We start from the raw sequence: 17188 nt of genomic DNA on the forward strand, positions 1-17188 counted from the left end.
CCCTTTTCCTGAAATTTATCTTTCAATTATTTTAACCAACCCATTCTGTCCCAATGCGGTAAATTTAAAAATGCCGGGTCAGGATAGGCCAGATTACGGACATTATCCAACGCTGTTTGGCTCATGTATTGCCCGTTGGCCGTTGCAAGCGCTTTGTATAAATATTCCAGCTTGTCAATTCCCACCAAAACGGACGATACGCCTTCAAACGACAAGGCAAACTGTGTGGCCAATGTTGGTAAATCCGGAAATTGATCCCCAATGAGTTCATGGTAACTTCGAATATGTCCAGCTACATCCGCCAGCGCCGGGTGCAGATTGCTACCGCGGTCGCTCAATAATCCTTTCAGCAAAACCGAGCGGATCACAATGCCAACACCCTGCTGGTTCGCACTTTCAAAATATGCGCCGTGCCGCTGGTCCATCAGATTAAAGGGAAGCTGTATCACGTCCCAATTCCCTGTTTTTATGGCAAGCTCAGTTTCTTCGATAGTATAAGTTGATGCACCTGTTGCCCTGATGATCCCTTTTTCTTTTAACCCGGCAAATACCGCTGCAATCACCGGATTGTTCAGAATTTCAATATCTGCCTGATGCAACATAAATACATCAACATAGCTGGTTTTCAGTAACTGAAGGCTCATTTTCAACGAACTTTCAATTACCCGTTCCAACTGCTTTTCAGATGGCAAATTCCCATCCTTATCACGAAAATGAACGCATTTTGTAGCAAGCACAATATCGTTTCTTCGTCCGAAAAATGCCTTTCCCATGATTGTTTCACTTTCCCCATACAAGCGGGCCGTATCAAAAAAATTGATACCCTTTTCCTGAGCCGCGTGAAGCAGGTGAATGGCATCCGCTTGGGAGAGCATATCTTCCGCAGTTTCGATACCAATCCCGTAAGGAAGTCCTATTTCAACGCCCCCAAAAGCAATTTCAGAAACTTCCAGTCCCGTTTTTCCCAGCTGCCGTTTTTTCATTTTTAAGTTGTGCTAATTTTGTTGCCACGCTATCAAAGCGTCTGCATCAGTTTTCCAGATAAGAGGTTTTCGATCCGCCGGAGGCCGATTTACTAAAGGCACCCACCAGATCCCGACAGTAATTTTTTACACCCACCACATCGGCACCCATGCTGACAAATTGATATCCCATCGCAATCAGTTCATCCAGATTACCCGGACCACCAACCGTTCCGGCAAATTTGCCATGCTTACGTGCTACTTCTGCCACCCTTTTACGGGTTTCAATTAGCTTCGGATGGTTCCATTCTCCCGGAGCGCCAATGCCCTGACTAAAATCACCCGGACCAAAAAAGAGCATATCAAAACCATCCAGTGCGGCAATTTCTTCCAGTTCATCCAATGGTTCCGGATCTTCTATCTGCAAAATGACAAACCGCTGCTGATTTGCCTGCACCAGATACTCATTAAAATCCATAAACGTATAAGCTCCATCGGTATTACCACCATCGATTGGGCGGCGACCTGTGGGATGGAAGCGCGTCATTTCGATTACACCTTTTGCATCGGCCAGGCTCATGATGTGGGGCACCATAATACCCGTGGCATCCAGTTCCAGCGGGCGGACATAGTCGCTGTAACTTCCCCTCGGGACGCGCACCAGGATATCGGTATCATGCGCTTTTGTGGCCCATATATTCGCCGCCAGAATTGACCAGTCCTGGCCAATATGCTCCTGATCCGTCCACACACAATCAAACCCGGATAGCGCAGCAATCTCAGCGACTCTGGCATCCGAGAGATTTATTTTGAAACAACTCACTACTTCTCCTGCTCTCAGTTTTTTCAATACCCGGCTTTCACGCATTTTCACTTTTTCGATGGTTAAAGGGTTGGAATTGGGTCGTTTTATATTGTCAAAAGTAATGTAGTAAATCCTGAGCATCTATTACTTTCACACCTGTTTATGGTACAATCTTTCACAAAAATGGATTTGTATCGGTTCCTGGTTAACGGGATCGCTGATTGATCTTTAAAATGGCATAAGCCGCGGCGGCCCTTACATCTTCCGAATCCGTTTCATTGCCAAAAGGATTTTCATTTTTAAACAATGAGAGCAAAAGTGGCAGATCCGCCGATGTGCCGTTTTCGGCAAGTGCAGCCGTCATTTCTGTTCTTTCACCTTTTGAGGGGGCGTCTTTGTATTTTATCAATTCGGAATGCAATGCTGTTAACAATGGAGGGAAATCTTTTGTATCTGCCGTTGAAAAGGCGGCACTAAGCAGATATATCCGGGCAGAAGAACCGGTGGGCTCAGCCAGGGCAATCTTCGAAAAACGTTGCCATTGCGGTTCAGAAAGTCCCTTCAACTGACGCATTGCATAGGCCGGAATGGTTTTTTGCACGGCATCCTTACCGGCTTGTTGGATCATTTCCAGAAATTGGCCGGGTGCCGCTTGCTGTGAATCCTGCGAAGTAAAGCAAACACTCCAGAAAGTATACAGTGCAAGCGGTTTAACCTCGCTTTTTAACGTCTCTTCTGTCAGTAATTGATTGTCATGCAGGGGAGAAATTCTGAGTTTCGCCAGTGTTTCTGCGGCATGAAGCCGGTCGGTTCCGGCAGGGTCCAGAAACGCCGCCTTTATTTTATCGGTCCAGACTTTTCGCTCCCCGGCTGTTGCCGCCAGCTGCGCCAAAACCCGCCAGATGCCAATCCGGTATTGAGGCTTGCTGCCATAAAGTTTATCTTCCAGCAGGAAACGCTCCTGTACACCCTGTGGATTGCCTGACCATATCAAATACTCGGCTGCGTGCACCTTTACCCATTCGGATTGCGTAGCCATGACGTGCCGAAGTACTGCAAGCGCCTGCTGATTTTGAGACGCCTGGTCTGGTTTAATACGAATACACCCTCCGGTTAAAATCATGACGAAAAATAAAATGAATTGATAAATTTTCACGGACAGTGTTTTCAGAGTTAAATAGTAGAAAATCGCCACACAAAAAACAGTTGCTAAGGGTTTTTCACCAGCTTGTCCAGCCACCGTCGACCGCCAGGTTATGGCCGGTAATATAAGACGAGGCCTCAGATAACAGAAAGGCAACCGAGCCCGCTATTTCCTCCGCCTGACCAACCCTGCCAAGCGGCGATTTGCCGGCAAGTCTTCCTACAAATCCAGGGTGATCCCGCTGCACTGCCGGATTAGGAAACGGCCCTGGTGAAATGCAGTTACATCTGACGTTGGACTTGCCCCAGTGAACAGCCAGGTAACGCGTCATTTGAATAATACCTGCCTTGCCGACACCATATTCCAACGGATTTTTGGTCATCGGGTCTAGGTATACTTCCGGATATGGAGAAACCGATCCGTACATACTTGAAAAGAGCACAATACTACCACGGTTGAGGGCAGCCATCTGCATACCAATCGCACGCGTCAGGATAAAGGCGGCCGTTAGGCCCCCATGATTCACCTGATCAAATTCATCTGCGGTGATTTCCTCCATTTTTTGAGCCGTGGTGGCCGTTATTAAATTAACATAACCGTGCGGAACTCCCCGCTGAGCAACCTGCTCTTTTACAAACTGTTCAGCTTGCGGAGTGTCCCGAATATCCAGCGCTGCCCAGACCACATCGGTGAGATTGTATTTTTTCACGAAGGATTCAGCCCGGTTATCGAGGTCTATACAAAGTATGTTTGCCCCCTGTTTTTTAAGGCATAAAATCGTCTCCTATCCAAGGTAACCCGCTCCGCCAAAAACCCAGATACTCCTGTCTTTTAGAGTGAATAAATCCGGAAAACTGTTTGTTAAAGTCATGCTGCTTTGTTATTTGAAATGCCAAGCCCTAATTTTGAAAAGTCATACTTCCGGATCAGCCGTTTTTTTGTTTATAAGCATTAACAACCCAATGCATACAACCATCAGGACCGCAGCTGACTGGAAAATCCGCCCCAAATCGACATCCATATCTCTTAAAACCCCACCTGCATAAAGACTAATTCCACCCACAATACAGGCCGATAAATTCAGCACGCCGTAACCGGTGGCCCTGTAACGAGGATCGGCTGTAAGGCAAAGAATAGGCATGATGTTGGCATCGCTGAACATGCGGGTAAGCCCATAAAGCATAAACATACCAATGGCCACCGGAAGTACAGACGTATTGCTTGCGATGAAAATACAGGGAGCAGCAATGCTCAGGCCGATTGCCGGTATCATAATCTGCGCACGCGGATTGGTTTTGCTCCATCGATCGGTAAGAAAACCACCAAGAATAACGCCTACAATCGATGCGGGGTACAAATATCCCGTTGCATACAAACCAGCCATTCCCTGGGTCAGGTTGAAATGCTCCTTGTAATAGGTCGGCATCCAGCCCATAACCATCCAGCCGATGATGCCCAGTGCAGACCAAAGCAAAAGCAGCAGCACAAAAGAACTCTGACTAAAAAGACTTTTGAGCGCTTTAAAAAAGTCAACATCCTGATCCTTTTTCGTATCCCGAGGCTTTATGCTTTTGGGGGAATCTTTTAGCGCAAACAGTAAAACCAGCGTGTACAGAATACCAAAAACACCGAAAATACTAAAAGAAGTACTCCAGTGATGTTTCTCAGCAATCCAGCCTCCGACAAATCCCAGGCTTTGTCCCACCATAATACCTGCGATATGAATGCCTGTGGCCAGAGATCTGGTTGGCCCTTTGTGGTAATCAACGATTAATGCCAGCGCTGCGGGAATGTAACAGGCTTCGCTGACGCCCATCAATGCCCTTGTGATTAAAAGCTCTTCAAAGGTTGTCGCGTAAGACGTTAACCAGGTTACAGCCGACCATACAAACAAACTGCCGATGATCACCCGGCTCCGGTTGTACTTATCTGCAAGAAAACCGGCGAAAGGGCTTAATAATCCATACACCCATAGAAAAACAGAAGTCAGCAGGCCAAACTGTGCATCGGTCATCGGCATAGCCTCGGTAATAGAGCTCCGCATGGTCGTGAGCATCATACGGTCCAGATAATTCAGGCAGCCTACCACGCAGAGCATCGCCACTACCAGCCAGGGATAAAAGGCGCGGTTTGTTTGCGATACAACACTTTCTGTTTTCACCATGTCTGTTTTCTTTGCTTATAAATATTTCTCGTTTTTGAGGATATCCGCCCATTTTTTATACCCTTCCTGTGTTAAATGGACGCCGTCCCAGGTTAGTTCTTTTTTCAATTTCCCTGCCTGATCTGCAAAATGGCTGTACAGGTCAATAAAAATAACATGTTCTTCCTGAGCCAGTTTCAACAGCTCGCTGTTGACTTTTCTGATCAGCGCATCCTTATTGCAGTGGTTTGGCAATTTGTTGAAGGAATCATTTGTAGGCAGTATGGTCTGAATATAGATGCGTGTAGAAGCAGATTCTGACTTCACACGCCTGATAATCCGACTAAAATTTTGCAGCAGTACGTCTGCCGGGATATTTCGGGCCAGATCATTGATGCCGATCAATAAAAATACCTTGGCCGGTTTTCCGGATGTAACCTCATCCAGCCGGTCCAGCACGCCATAGCTGGTATCTCCCGGAATCCCCCGGTTTTTCACATGTCTGTTTCTCAGCAATTCATTCCATTCGGTCCAAAATATAATGCTGTTCCCCAAAAACACGATGTCCTTTTTTGTATGTCTGAATGTTCGCATCAAAGCCACCCTTGACGGATAAATCTCAGGTCGGGAAATACTATCCCAGGAAATCTGCTGACCGTAACCCCTGTTTAAAGTCAGCAAAAAGATTGCCATACAAAAACAGCATTTGTAGCGAAACATAGTATCAGTCTTAAACATACCTTTAATCGTTCTCAGAAATTCGCCTTCAATCTGTTCAGGCACGAAAAATCTATTTGATCTCCAAAATGGTTCCTGCGATGTGCTGCGGCCCACCCGGCACATTAAAGTAATAACTGATCAGTACCTTGCTTTTATCAAGCTGCACCGCCCAGGGATAACCCAGATCGCCAGTGCCGCCATCAGTACGCAGCACAATTTCCGGGGCGGTAGCAAAATCGGTGCATTCTGCATTCAATATCCGGGCCCTAATGCCAAGCGGTTTGTGACGATACCCATAAGATACCAGGACCCGGTTATCCGGTAGCCGCAATGCCTGCAACGGATGCCCCTGAAAACCCATCTTTTCCCAGGCCGTGAAAGTTTTGCCTCCATCCGTGGAACGTGCAATACATGCCTGGTCGTCCAAACCAGCGGTTCGCATGAAGGCAACCAGATCGCCCTTAGGGGTTTCGTAAATGGAGGTTTCATTGAAAGATACTTTGTCATCCACGGCCACCGGGCAGGAATATTGCCAGGTCATTCCCTTATCCGAAGAAATCAGTAAATGGTTCGATGTTTTGCTCGGCTTTTCACGGTCCGTTGCAGCTACAACCCAGAAAATGCGACCATCTTTTCCTTCATACATGGCACCACGGTTGTAGGCAGGAACCATGTTTCCCAGCGGCGTATGATTAATTTCAGGTTGGATATGCGGCGGATACAGAGGCCCCTGCCACGATTTGGCTCCATCCGTTGAACGCAGTACATAACCGCCCAGAAATGTAGCTTCTCCGGCTTGGAAATACGGCTTTTTCAGATTGGGGACACCATCCGGACGAACAAAGGCCCAGCCATAACTTGCACACAACAAGGTTCCGTCTTTCAACTGAAGCAGGCAGGGATCCTGCGAACCACCAAACGGATGTGCGTAAATCAACTCCGGTTCCGCCGTCCAGGTTTTACCATCCTTTGATTTCACGGCAACCAGATAACTGTTCGGATCTACGTGACTGGTCCCCTTTTCGCCGAAGCCTTTACGATCGGGAGCTCTGCGGAAAGCCAGGATTATTTCTCCATTTTTTTTCTTTATCACGGAGGGAAACGCAGCATGAAATTTATTGTCCTGATAAATCACCACATCCTGTATTTTGCGGACACCAGGAACACTGTCGGTTGCCGTAAAAGAACCTGCCTCCGTTTTTAACACCACCAGACTTATTATCAGTGTAAGAAAACAAGTTGCTAAACATCGACTAAAATAATTTTTCATAAATAATTTGGAATGAGGCTTGTTAAGGAAATAGAAATGAGGTGTTATCATGAAGTACCCGATTACTTTAATTCAGGCTAAGCAGTTTCAATTTCCGGGGTTCGGAAAATTGCTGGCCTTGGGTCTTCTCAGGTAATTTGAACCGATACGTCCTGATACCGCTGCCTTTACCCTCTTCATAATAAACAACCAGAATCGAGCCGTCTTTAAGTTCAACGGTGGAAGGATAAGCGCCCAGCGTTTCATCCACCAGATACGGTCCTTCCCAGGTTTTGGCTTCATCCCGGCTTACACGCAAACCCGTGTATCCGCTTTTAACCGGCCCTTCTTTAAAAGCCCTCGTAGACAGTAATATCTCTCCTGTTTTTAGTCTTGTAAACGACGGAGAATGTCCCCGAAAACCAATATCCTGCACTTCCGACCAGGTTTTGCCCAGATCTTTGCTGGTGGCATAATGCATGTGAACCTCCTTTTGTGCACGTAAGGCTGCATAAAGCGTACCGTCCTTTAATAAGACGACATCCGTTTCGGCTGCCAGCGGCAGATTGGCCTTTTCCCCGATGGGAATAACCGGCCCCCAGGTTTTACCCTTGTCCACGGACCGTACCACACCTCCCCAGGCGATCAGTCCGCCCTTACCTTCCTGGTGGTAAACCGGTAAAATTGTACTTCCATCCGGCATTTCACGCAGTTGAGCCGAGCATAGCCAGTCGATGTCGCCTGTCTCAAGAACCATCGCTTTTTTCTCCCAGGTCCTGCCGTTGTCCTTAGACCGGATCAACTGTGGGCTTCCCAATGGCTTGTAAGCTGTGGCACCGAAAGATGCGTATTGAAGGGAAAAGAAACTGCATACCAGTGACCCATCACGCAGCTGGGCAATATGCGGATCCCGGTTATCATCAACATCGTCGTAAATCGTTACAGGTTTGCTCCAGGTGCGGCCTTCATCTTTCGATCTTACCAGGCAAATCCTTCCTGCATTCGGATATTTTTCGCTTTGCTTGGTTACGTGCTCGTCACCCGCATAAAAAACGGCAACGATGTCACCGTTTTTCAAGCGGCAGGCGTCAGGGAATGCCTGATATTCGCCGGCATCTCCGCCTTTGGATATGAGCATAGGCCGCAGCGTGTCGGAGGCTGCCAAAACATTAGACGCGCGCGACGAGGCATCGAAACCCGCGATGAAGAGGGCAAAAAGTACAAAACCTTTAAATTTAAACATTGACATAATTTATATGGGTTTAGGGACTCTATTGGGTTTGGAGGATTACTGCAATTCCTTTTCGGGAATCTTTGCCAGATAAACAGCCGATTTTCCTTCGTGGCTGGAATAGTAAGCAACCCATAATTTTTTCTGATCCATCAACATTCCGGGGTAACTATTATCGCCGCCGCTAGGAAGTTTTATCGTTTTCAGCACTTTTCCATTCAGGTCGGTGAGATGTAAGGCCGTTGAAGTACCTTTCCGTTCGTGAAACCTTGAACCCATGATTAATCTGTTCTTACCCAGAAACAGAAAATTAGGACCTCCCAATCTAAAACTCAACTTTTTGCTGTTCCACTTCTGATATGGAAATTCACTGACAGCCAGCACGCCCATCTGATCATTGGTTTCCCTTCTGACCATCACATACATCTTGTCGTTTTTATCAAACCGGATGGTAGATTCATTGGGACTTCCGTCGACATCCAGTTGAGATACTTTCTTGTAATGCCTGCCATCTTTTGTACTTAACAGCTGGGCATACATGGTTCTGACGGTTTTCCCCTTATCCATTTTATAGTCAACCGAGTACATAATCCCGTACCCGATTCCCTTATGCCAGGTTACCCGCCAGATCCAGTCAAGAGATGGTGTAATTTCCTGGCTAAAGTTGGTTTTTTCAGGTTTTGAAAAATTTGTCCCCGATTTATCCGAAAAAGAAACATAGGGAGCAAGCGTGAGATACCTGCCCTCATTAAAAATGCCCGCGGCAACAATTGCCATTAATTTCCCATCCGGTGTTATCGATAAGCGCGCTTCCCTGACGTCATCAGCTTCCATTTCAAACAAAGCGATCTCCTGCCATTCATGCCCATTTCGGGATCGGATCACTCTCACTTTGCCCTTGTTTCCGTTCCCAACGTGATTGACAGCCTCCCTGAAAGTACAGTAAAAATAATCTTTGAACTTGATCAGATCGGGAAATGCATTGTGTTTTTCCCGATCCCAAATTTTGGTCACTTCAAGGGAATCCAAAGCAGTCGCAGCCTTTGTCTGCGTAAAGCAGGATCCGCCAAGCAGCAGTGCTAGCAGCAAGGGTTTAACTTTCATCATAACTTATCGATATAAAAAATAATGATTAAAATGACCAGCGCATTATGAGCCGGAAACCGCCTCTTTTACCCGCATTTCCTTTTGCAGCATGGCCTGATAAGCCGCCTTAGCCTCTACATCTTCTTTTGCCGATTCCCCAAAATAGATAAACCCAAGTGCTTTCCGGCTGCGATCATTCGTCTGGTTGCCATCGGCACGGTGAATGGTGAGGGAATCATGAATGAGCAAATCGCCCGGTTTGGCCGGAAAAGCAATTTCATTTTCCAGATCATCAGGCAGGCCGTAATCAACAATCCCCTGAGAAAACCCCAAAGTCTGCGTCCGGCCATGTGTCCGCATTCCCTTCCGGTGGGATCCTTTTACATAACGAACACATCCGTTGGCCTCATCCACATTTTCAAGTGCCATCCACATCGTGACGGCTTTTGCCGGTTTGAGCATGAAATAATATCCATCCTGATGCGGTGGTGTGGGCTTTCCGATTTTTGGCGGTTTGTTAAAATATTCCAGGATGCGGGGAATAACTTTATCCCCCAGCAGTTCCTCCGCTATCCGGCTGAATTTGCTGTCTGCCAGCAGCGGGTGAAAATCGGGTTCATACGCCGAGACATGCATGATTTGCTTTAAAGTAGACGGATCACTTTTATCTTCGTAAAACACATCCGTGGCGGGTATTCCCGGCACTTTATTTTCAATAAAAAATTCCAGTTTTTGATTTAAATGATCAATTTCTGAGCCGGACAAAAAACCTGGCAAAAAAACGTAACCATCTGCATCAAATTTCTTTTTTATTAATTCAATATCCATTGTTTCCAAAATTTTCAGATTGACAGACCATATACCAACTAACTTTGCGGGGCCTTAGCGCGGGCTCCAAGCACTTCACATGTGATAGCAGTCTACTTCCTTTGTTCGCCACCAATACATGTGGAATTTTCCCTGACAAGTAAATCCAACTCACTTGTAACCCGGGTTTTGTTTCACTTTCGGTTCGAGACTAAGAATCGTATTGGCTATGGGAAAAAGTAACAGATTGTCCTGCCCTTTTTTACTTTTAAGATTAGGAACCAGATCAAACGCTTTATTGAACCGCACCAGATCCCACCATCTTTTTCCTTCGTAAACCAATTCAAACAGCCGCTCTTTTAATATCGCTTCATCGTTGGCTTCCTTCGTACCATTTACAAATATGTGTTTGTCATAACTTGTTTTGTAGGCTCTTTGACGCACTTTGTTGATATCCTCCGATGGATCCTGGCCAAGCGCATTTTTTAGCTCGGCTTTCATTAAAAGTATGTCGGCATACCTGTAAAGAACAATATCACTGAGGAATAACCTGCTCCCTCCGGTCAAAAGGCCCCTTCCCTTCATGGCCAGCGTGGTATAGAAAGTCGCCTTACCCGCCTGATCATAGGTGAAAATTTCATGAAATGATCCTTTCTTTCTCGTGTCGTCTTCTGTAAACTGGTTACGCACCAGCCCGGTTAACACAAGCAGTCCCTGGCCTCCGCCAACCGGCTGTATCAATGCCTTGGTCGCCGCATCAGTATTGGCAGGAATGGCGCTATCGATGATCCAATGCAGCCAGAATTGATTGTTGGCCGCCCCGTCAAGATCCTGGTAACGGATGGTCATAATCGTTTCTTTGTTTCCTTTGTTCACGTATTCAAAAAGGTCCGAAAAATTAGGCAATAATGACACATCCGCCTTTTCAACTTCACTGATCGCATTCAGTGCGGTGGTAAAATCGGCCTGACCTCCATTTAGCTTTTTTCCTGTCCATAGAAATACGTCCGCTTTCAATGCATTGGCAGCTGCTTTGGACCACTTAAATCTTCCTGATGGCAAATTGTTATCCGGGAAAAGTGTAATGGCCTTTTCCAGATCGTCTTTAATCAATCTGAAGACTTCTGCCTGCGGTACTCTTTCCTTGATGGTGACCTCGGCACTGGAACTTTCCGTAGGCTCGGTGCGGATAATAAGATCTCCCCAGGTTCTGGTCATCACGAAATAGGTGTAGGCACGCATTGCATAGGCCTGTGCCAAAATACTGTTTTTAGCGGCATCGGTTTTGAATTGTACTGCCGGGGCATATTTTAAAATCAGGTTTGCAGCATTGACAACCGTATAGAAGCCGCTCCAGTCGGGATGGTTTGGCTGATCGCCGCTGATCTCGTTCAAAAAAAGGTCGTTTCTTCCACTGCCGTAAACACCTCCCTCGAAAACCTCGCTTCGCTGCTCACCAAGGGTATAAATGGCACCTGACACGTTTCTCAGGTTTACATACATGCCGTTCAGCGCGCCTTCGGCGTCATTTTGGGTTTTCCAGAACGAGGTGGTTGTAATCACACTGGTTGGTGATACATCCAATACATCACAGGAAAATGTGCCAAAACAAACGGTTAATACAAATGAGATTATTTTAATTTTTTTCATGATTTCGATTTGTCAAAATGAGATATTGGCTCCGAAAATTATATTTTTAGGCATAGCGTACCGTCCGTCATCCACGCCCCCTTCTTCCGGGTTCAATCCAAGATATTTGGTGAAATAATGAATGTTGTTTGCGGTTACATTAAAGCGCAGGTTTGCAATTTTTAGTTTGCGCAATATTTTAGATGGTACATTGTAGCTCAATGTAACTTCCCTGATGGCCAGAAAATCACCCGGCTCATTGTAAAGAGAGGTTCCCGAATTGGTCACCCCATCGAACAAATTACGCTGCACCCTTTCGCCGCCCCAGTAAGAACGGGGCATGTCGGTAACATCGCCCTGCTTTTTCCAGGAGCGGTCTACCATTCTTTGGGTAAGGTTTCCATCCGAATACATATTGCCATCCAGGAACATTCTTCCCCAGTTAAAAATGGTATGTCCCGTGGTGTAATCCATTCTGACATACAAATTAAAATTTTTGAAACTCAGCGTATTCGAGAAGCCTCCCGTCCATAGCGGATAGGCATTCCCCATGTATCGTTTATCACGGGAATCGATGATCCCATTTTTGTCGGCATCATAAAATTCCACGTCACCACCGTACTGGGTTTTATCCGCGCCGACAATGTAAGAAGCGACGGGTCCCTTCCGCGCATCCTCATCCGTAGCGTATATCCTTACCTGCTGGCGATCATACATTTCCCCGAGACGACCGCCTTCCTGAAGTCCTCCCTTCCAGGCGTAATCCTGCTTTGCATCATCCCAGACCAGCACCCCGCCAACCCGGTTGTTTTCAGTTCCGTTGTAGGGCAGTTTCAGGATTTTATTTTTGGTTCTGGAAGCATTAAAGGATAAATTCCATTGCAACGGAGCATTCACAGGAAGCATCCTTGCCCCCAGCTCAATTTCAAATCCTCTGTTTTCAAGTGTGCCCAAATTTGTCAGTACACTGCCAAAACCTGTGGACTGAGGCAATGGAAGGTTCGTCAATAAGTTGCTGGTTGTCCTTTTGTAATAATCCAGAATCATGGTGACACGATTATCCAAAAAGCCGAAGTCCGCACCAATATCGAAAGTTTTAGACTGTTCCCATTTCAGGTCCTTGTTGGGTATCACCGTATTTTGGATGGCTGCCGCGCCTCCATATTTAGCCCCAACGCCATAGGCTCCCTGCGCGGTAAAATCTCCAAGCCCGCTGATGTTACCGTTCACTCCATAACTTCCTCTTAATTTCAGCTGCGACACGGTTCTTGACATGCCGCTCCAAAAATCTTCTTTATGAATATTCCAGCCAAGGGAAACACCCGGAAAAAAGCCCCATTTATACGCATCACCCAAATTGGAGGCTCCGTCATACCGCATGTTTACGGTCAGCAGATATTTTAACCGGTAATTGTAATTGGCACTTGCAAAGTAACCTAAAATGACCTGCTTGCTAATGGAACTATTCACAGCCGTAGCTTCTCCTGATGCATTTAAGGTTGGGATCAAATCAGTAGATGCCCCCCTGCCGCTTGCACTCAGACTGGAATTTGTTCTGGCAAAATATGAAATACCCGCTTTTGCATCAAAACTGTGGTCTTTCAGTAAAATTCTGGTATATGAAAAAACACCGTCAGCCTGAGTCTGCCTCCATCTGGAATTGTTGGCCGTAGCAACCCGCGAATCGACAAACGCAAGCGGGCCATTCCAATATCCAGGCTGGAATGTATAGGAATCTCCGGTTACGTTATACAAAGACACCTGCGGATCAAATGACAGCCCGGGAAGAATGTCCCAGTGAGAGCCAAGGGTCAAAGTGAGTTTTTCATTTGAATTATCGTTCACTCTTGAATTCATATGATACTCTGGATTTCCGATGCCGTTGTTGGTACCCGGCGCCAATGTCCCATCTTCAAATTTATATTTAGCGGTGGGTGCCAGGCCCACATTGCGGTAAAAGGTCACGGCCGTAGATCCGTAAGGCGTGTTGGATACGGATTTAGAAAACATGACTCTCGAAAAAAAACTCAGGTTGTCTCTGACCTTAATATCTCCATTGATATTAAAACTCAAACGGCTGTACTTGGTCGTAATCACGGTTCCATCCGCAGTCATGTAACCCACCCCTGCATTGAAAGTCGCCTTTTCGGTACCGCCCGATACGGATAAATTATGATTATGGGAAATACCTGTCCGGTACATCAGCGCCTGAAAATCCGTATCCTGAAAAATTAATGTTTTACTAGGGTCAGCCGGATCGGGCATGCTCTGCCATCCTTCTTTCAGTTTATGTTCGTTCGCGCCGGTAAGATATTGCGTGGTAAATGCCGTGTTGTTCGTAAGGTCATTCCCCGTACCGTATCCCATGGGCAGCGTTAATCTGGAAGTATAATCTCCAAATTTTGCCGCTCCAAAAACACCTAACCTATTTATGGTCAGATAATCCCTTGCATTCGCCATTTCAAAGAGTTTCCCTGGCTTTGAAGTGGTTAAATCGTAGGAATAAGAAATTCGGGTCTGTCCTGCTTTTCCATTTTTAGTGGTGATGATGACCACACCATTCGAACCTCTTGCACCATATATGGAGGTAGAGGCAGCATCCTTTAATACCTGCATTGATTCAATATCATCTGAATTAATGTCATTCATATCCGTTCGGATCACACCGTCAATAATATACAATGGGCTTGCTCCGTTCGGATTATTGATTGATGTTCCGCCTCTGACAATAACCCTTGGGGCCGAACCAGGCTGCCCGGATGTGCTTTGGACCCGCACCCCGGATATGGTTCCCTGAAGCGCTGAGGCCGCATTGGCGTAAGGTACATTTTCCAGAACCTTGTTATCGAGCTTGGATATGGATGTTGTCAGCGTTTCCCTGGACTGGGTTCCATAACCCACCACAAGTACCTCTTTTAACACCGCAATGTCTGCTTTGAGCGTAACATTTATCACCGACCTGTTTCCAACCGGAACATCCTGGCTTTGGTATCCGATAAATGAGAAGATCAGCGATCCACCTGAAGGAATAGTTATAGAATAATGTCCGTTTGCATCCGTATTGCCACCGGTTGTGGTTCCTTTTACCTGAATATTCACACCAGGCAGCGCATCGTTTTGTTCGTCAACGACTTTGCCGGAAACGATAGACGTCGTTTGTGAGAATGTAGCATATCCACACAAGCACATTAACACGACAGGTAACAAACAATGCTTCCAGCAAAAAAGATTAAGTAATATTTTATCTTGCATAACAATAAGCTTAGAAGGTTTTGCACATTTTAACTTTTACAAAACTAAGTTCTGCGCTACTGTCGTTCCTCTACTTTTGTTTGCTTTTGTAATACTATTTTTCAGGGGCTATACTGTATTGAAATGTGTGCGCGAAAGGGGAAGAAAATCACTGCCCGATAGCAAAAAAGGCGTCAAGTGGTTCAAAGATCATGATAGGATTCTTAACTTTTAACCGAATACATTTTCGGTTATTGGGCGCGCCAATACCTTAAAAAGCATGGCCGTCAGGAAGACAACCATGCTTTTTAAGGTTTGTTAGGCTGATTTGAAGTACAAAATTTTTCCCTACTTCCCGGCCAGATCGCCGATATATTTCAGAGCCTGGCGCACGTCAGGCATGTTATGCTCCCAGTTTGCTTCCCGTTCGATATAGGCCATACCGGTAAAGTTTTGTCTTTTCAGCTCTTCAATTACTGCTGGATATTTGATCACCCCGGTGCCTACGACCACGTCGTTCGCTTTAAGGTTGTCAAACGTATCCAGGTCTTTTACGTGTACACTGATGACATGCCCCTTTAACGTCTGGAGACATTTAACCGGATCGAGGCCACTTCTTGCCCAATGACCCAAATCGGCACAGGCGCCAAAATTCGGATGGCCTTTAATCGCAGCAAGTACAGAGTCCGGATGCCAGTAAACGCTGGAACCTTTGGCATGTTCATGGATGGCGATCTTTATTTTATAGATTCCCGCAAGGCTATCCAGCAGATCCCAATCCTTCTTATCCGGTTCGCAGACCAGGAATTCAATCCCGATCTTTTTAGAGAATTCAAAGAACGCTTTCCATTCCGCAGCATTTTTAGCTCCGCCCGCATAAAGTGAGCGCATTTCGATACCCTTTTTATCCATAAGGGCTTTCATTTTAACGATTTCATTATCTGAAAGGCCCGGTATGGAATGGCCGTTAAAGTCGTCCCCCAACTTATGAAAGAAAAAACCCTCCACATATTTCGCACCAGCGCTATCGGCCTTTTCCAGTGTTTCCGGAAATGCAAAGCGGTTGAATGAATACAGTGCGACGCCGGTCTTCCATTTCAAGGGTTTTAGTGGCCCCTGATTTTTGGTAAAACTGACCCAGCAGGCACCCGCAACCAACAAAAGGAGGATCGGCACAAAACGGGTTGTTATTTTCTTGATCATACGAAGAAAGTCCTTTTAAGATAATGACAGATGATTAATAAAGTAAATACTATTTGGGATCTACCGTCCGGTAGGCGGCAAGCGCAGCAAGTTCTCCCGCTTTTCCAGGCTTGCTGACCCCGTGTTCCATGCCCATAAATCCCCGATACCCTTTGTTGTGAACATGTTGCAATACGTTCACAAAATTGATTTCTCCCGAAGTCGGTTCGTTGCGCCCGGGAGTATCCCCTATCTGCATGTAGGCGATCTCATCCCATGCGTAATCAAGGGTTGGCATAATATTACCTTCCTGTATCTGGACATGATAAAAATCAAACAGAAGTTTCAGGCTCGGGCTGCCCACGGCCTTCGCCATGGCATAGGCCTGCGGGATGGAATGCAGGAACATGCCCGGGTGATTGATCTTATGGTTCATGGTTTCCATCACCATCACAATGCCGTGGGGTTCATAGATAGCAGCCACCCTTTTGAGGAGCTCGATCGCATTAGCCATCTGAAAATCCCAGGGAAGCTTGGGATCAGCCATGCCCAGTACATTGTGAATGAATTTGGTATTCATCCTTTTTGCAATTTCAACGGAGGCTTTTACCTCTTTCAGTACATTTTCCCTGATGTTCCCGTCCCGGCTTGCAAAGGTAGGTTCCTTGAAATTCATCGTACCTACAAATTGCCCGAACTCCATCCCCAGTTGCTGCACCGTTTGGCTGATCCGCTCCTGCTCATCCACAGGCCTGCGGGCGAGAAAGGTACTTTCCCAGGCCCTGAACCCCTGATCATATCCCCATCTGATTTGTTCGACGACATCCTTTCCAACCACCTCCTTAAAGATCCCGAACTCCGGAGAGAACTTCATCGTAAAGGGTTTTTCTTTTTTCGGTAAAACAGCAGACATTACCGGGACTGTGGTTCCGGATAACATGGCTGCACCAGCCAACAGGCTGTTTTTTATAAAGGTACCCCGGTTCATCATGGCGTCTG

Annotated in this window: 14 protein-coding genes; all 14 read right to left on the minus strand. The window is 46.3% G+C overall.

Annotated features, from left to right (window positions below; translation table 11 throughout):
* Positions 1–26 precede the first annotated feature (26 nt).
* The 14 genes from RB622_RS02130 to RB622_RS02195 all read right to left on the minus strand — a co-directional run bounded on the left by RB622_RS02130 (position 27) and on the right by RB622_RS02195 (position 17180).
* On the minus strand, positions 27–983 hold the full coding sequence (locus RB622_RS02130) for an aldo/keto reductase (RefSeq protein ID WP_308044841.1): 957 nt from the start codon (positions 981–983) through the stop codon (positions 27–29).
* Between the two features lie 46 nt (positions 984–1029).
* Positions 1030–1908, minus strand: a complete 879-nt coding sequence (locus RB622_RS02135) for an aldolase/citrate lyase family protein (protein WP_308044842.1) — start codon at positions 1906–1908, stop codon at positions 1030–1032.
* Positions 1909–1972: 64 nt separating this feature from the next.
* Positions 1973–2923, minus strand: coding sequence for a hypothetical protein (locus tag RB622_RS02140; RefSeq protein ID WP_308044843.1), 951 nt, complete (start codon positions 2921–2923; stop codon positions 1973–1975).
* A gap of 64 nt (positions 2924–2987) precedes the next feature.
* Entirely contained in the window at positions 2988–3620 is a 633-nt protein-coding gene (locus RB622_RS02145; protein WP_409021408.1) for an SDR family oxidoreductase, read from the minus strand.
* A gap of 204 nt (positions 3621–3824) precedes the next feature.
* Positions 3825–5075, minus strand: a complete 1251-nt coding sequence (locus RB622_RS02150) for an MFS transporter (protein WP_308044844.1) — start codon at positions 5073–5075, stop codon at positions 3825–3827.
* 15 nt (positions 5076–5090) lie between these two features.
* On the minus strand, positions 5091–5747 hold the full coding sequence (locus RB622_RS02155) for a GDSL-type esterase/lipase family protein (RefSeq protein ID WP_308044845.1): 657 nt from the start codon (positions 5745–5747) through the stop codon (positions 5091–5093).
* Positions 5748–5844: 97 nt separating this feature from the next.
* Complete coding sequence (locus RB622_RS02160; RefSeq protein ID WP_308044846.1) at positions 5845–7044, minus strand: sialidase family protein; 1200 nt, start codon at positions 7042–7044, stop codon at positions 5845–5847.
* A gap of 67 nt (positions 7045–7111) precedes the next feature.
* Positions 7112–8266, minus strand: a complete 1155-nt coding sequence (locus RB622_RS02165; protein ID WP_308044847.1) for a sialidase family protein — start codon at positions 8264–8266, stop codon at positions 7112–7114.
* Between the two features lie 45 nt (positions 8267–8311).
* Entirely contained in the window at positions 8312–9361 is a 1050-nt protein-coding gene (locus RB622_RS02170; RefSeq protein WP_308044848.1) for a hypothetical protein, read from the minus strand.
* Between the two features lie 42 nt (positions 9362–9403).
* Entirely contained in the window at positions 9404–10168 is a 765-nt protein-coding gene (locus tag RB622_RS02175) for a phytanoyl-CoA dioxygenase family protein (RefSeq protein WP_308044849.1), read from the minus strand.
* Positions 10169–10318: 150 nt separating this feature from the next.
* On the minus strand, positions 10319–11797 hold the full coding sequence (locus tag RB622_RS02180) for a RagB/SusD family nutrient uptake outer membrane protein (protein WP_308044850.1): 1479 nt from the start codon (positions 11795–11797) through the stop codon (positions 10319–10321).
* A 12-nt stretch (positions 11798–11809) separates the two neighbouring features.
* Positions 11810–14965 (minus strand): TonB-dependent receptor, encoded by a 3156-nt coding sequence (locus tag RB622_RS02185; protein ID WP_308044851.1) that lies wholly within the window; start codon positions 14963–14965, stop codon positions 11810–11812.
* Between the two features lie 390 nt (positions 14966–15355).
* A complete protein-coding gene (locus RB622_RS02190) occupies positions 15356–16210 on the minus strand; it encodes a sugar phosphate isomerase/epimerase (protein ID WP_308044852.1) in 855 nt (284 codons plus the stop codon).
* Between the two features lie 49 nt (positions 16211–16259).
* Complete coding sequence (locus tag RB622_RS02195; RefSeq protein WP_308044853.1) at positions 16260–17180, minus strand: TIM barrel protein; 921 nt, start codon at positions 17178–17180, stop codon at positions 16260–16262.
* Positions 17181–17188: the final 8 nt, after the last annotated feature.

It is taken from the genome of Dyadobacter sp. LHD-138 (assembly GCF_030929615.1).
In the GTDB taxonomy this organism is placed as follows: Bacteria; Bacteroidota; Bacteroidia; order Cytophagales; family Spirosomataceae; genus Dyadobacter.

Bases quoted from the DNA above. Each gene is read 5' to 3' on its own strand.
- RB622_RS02160 (WP_308044846.1), bottom strand. From the start codon at position 7,044: ATGAAAAATTATTTTAGTCGATGTTTAGCAACTTGTTTTCTTACACTG.
- RB622_RS02190 (WP_308044852.1), bottom strand. From the start codon at position 16,210: ATGATCAAGAAAATAACAACCCGTTTTGTGCCGATCCTCCTTTTGTTG.
- RB622_RS02155 (WP_308044845.1), bottom strand. From the start codon at position 5,747: ATGGCAATCTTTTTGCTGACTTTAAACAGGGGTTACGGTCAGCAGATT.
- RB622_RS02180 (WP_308044850.1), bottom strand. From the start codon at position 11,797: ATGAAAAAAATTAAAATAATCTCATTTGTATTAACCGTTTGTTTTGGC.
- RB622_RS02130 (WP_308044841.1), bottom strand. From the start codon at position 983: ATGAAAAAACGGCAGCTGGGAAAAACGGGACTGGAAGTTTCTGAAATT.
- RB622_RS02185 (WP_308044851.1), bottom strand. From the start codon at position 14,965: ATGTGCTTGTGTGGATATGCTACATTCTCACAAACGACGTCTATCGTT.
- RB622_RS02195 (WP_308044853.1), bottom strand. From the start codon at position 17,180: ATGATGAACCGGGGTACCTTTATAAAAAACAGCCTGTTGGCTGGTGCA.
- RB622_RS02150 (WP_308044844.1), bottom strand. From the start codon at position 5,075: ATGGTGAAAACAGAAAGTGTTGTATCGCAAACAAACCGCGCCTTTTAT.
- RB622_RS02165 (WP_308044847.1), bottom strand. From the start codon at position 8,266: ATGTTTAAATTTAAAGGTTTTGTACTTTTTGCCCTCTTCATCGCGGGT.
- RB622_RS02135 (WP_308044842.1), bottom strand. From the start codon at position 1,908: ATGCTCAGGATTTACTACATTACTTTTGACAATATAAAACGACCCAAT.
- RB622_RS02175 (WP_308044849.1), bottom strand. From the start codon at position 10,168: ATGGATATTGAATTAATAAAAAAGAAATTTGATGCAGATGGTTACGTT.
- RB622_RS02170 (WP_308044848.1), bottom strand. From the start codon at position 9,361: ATGATGAAAGTTAAACCCTTGCTGCTAGCACTGCTGCTTGGCGGATCC.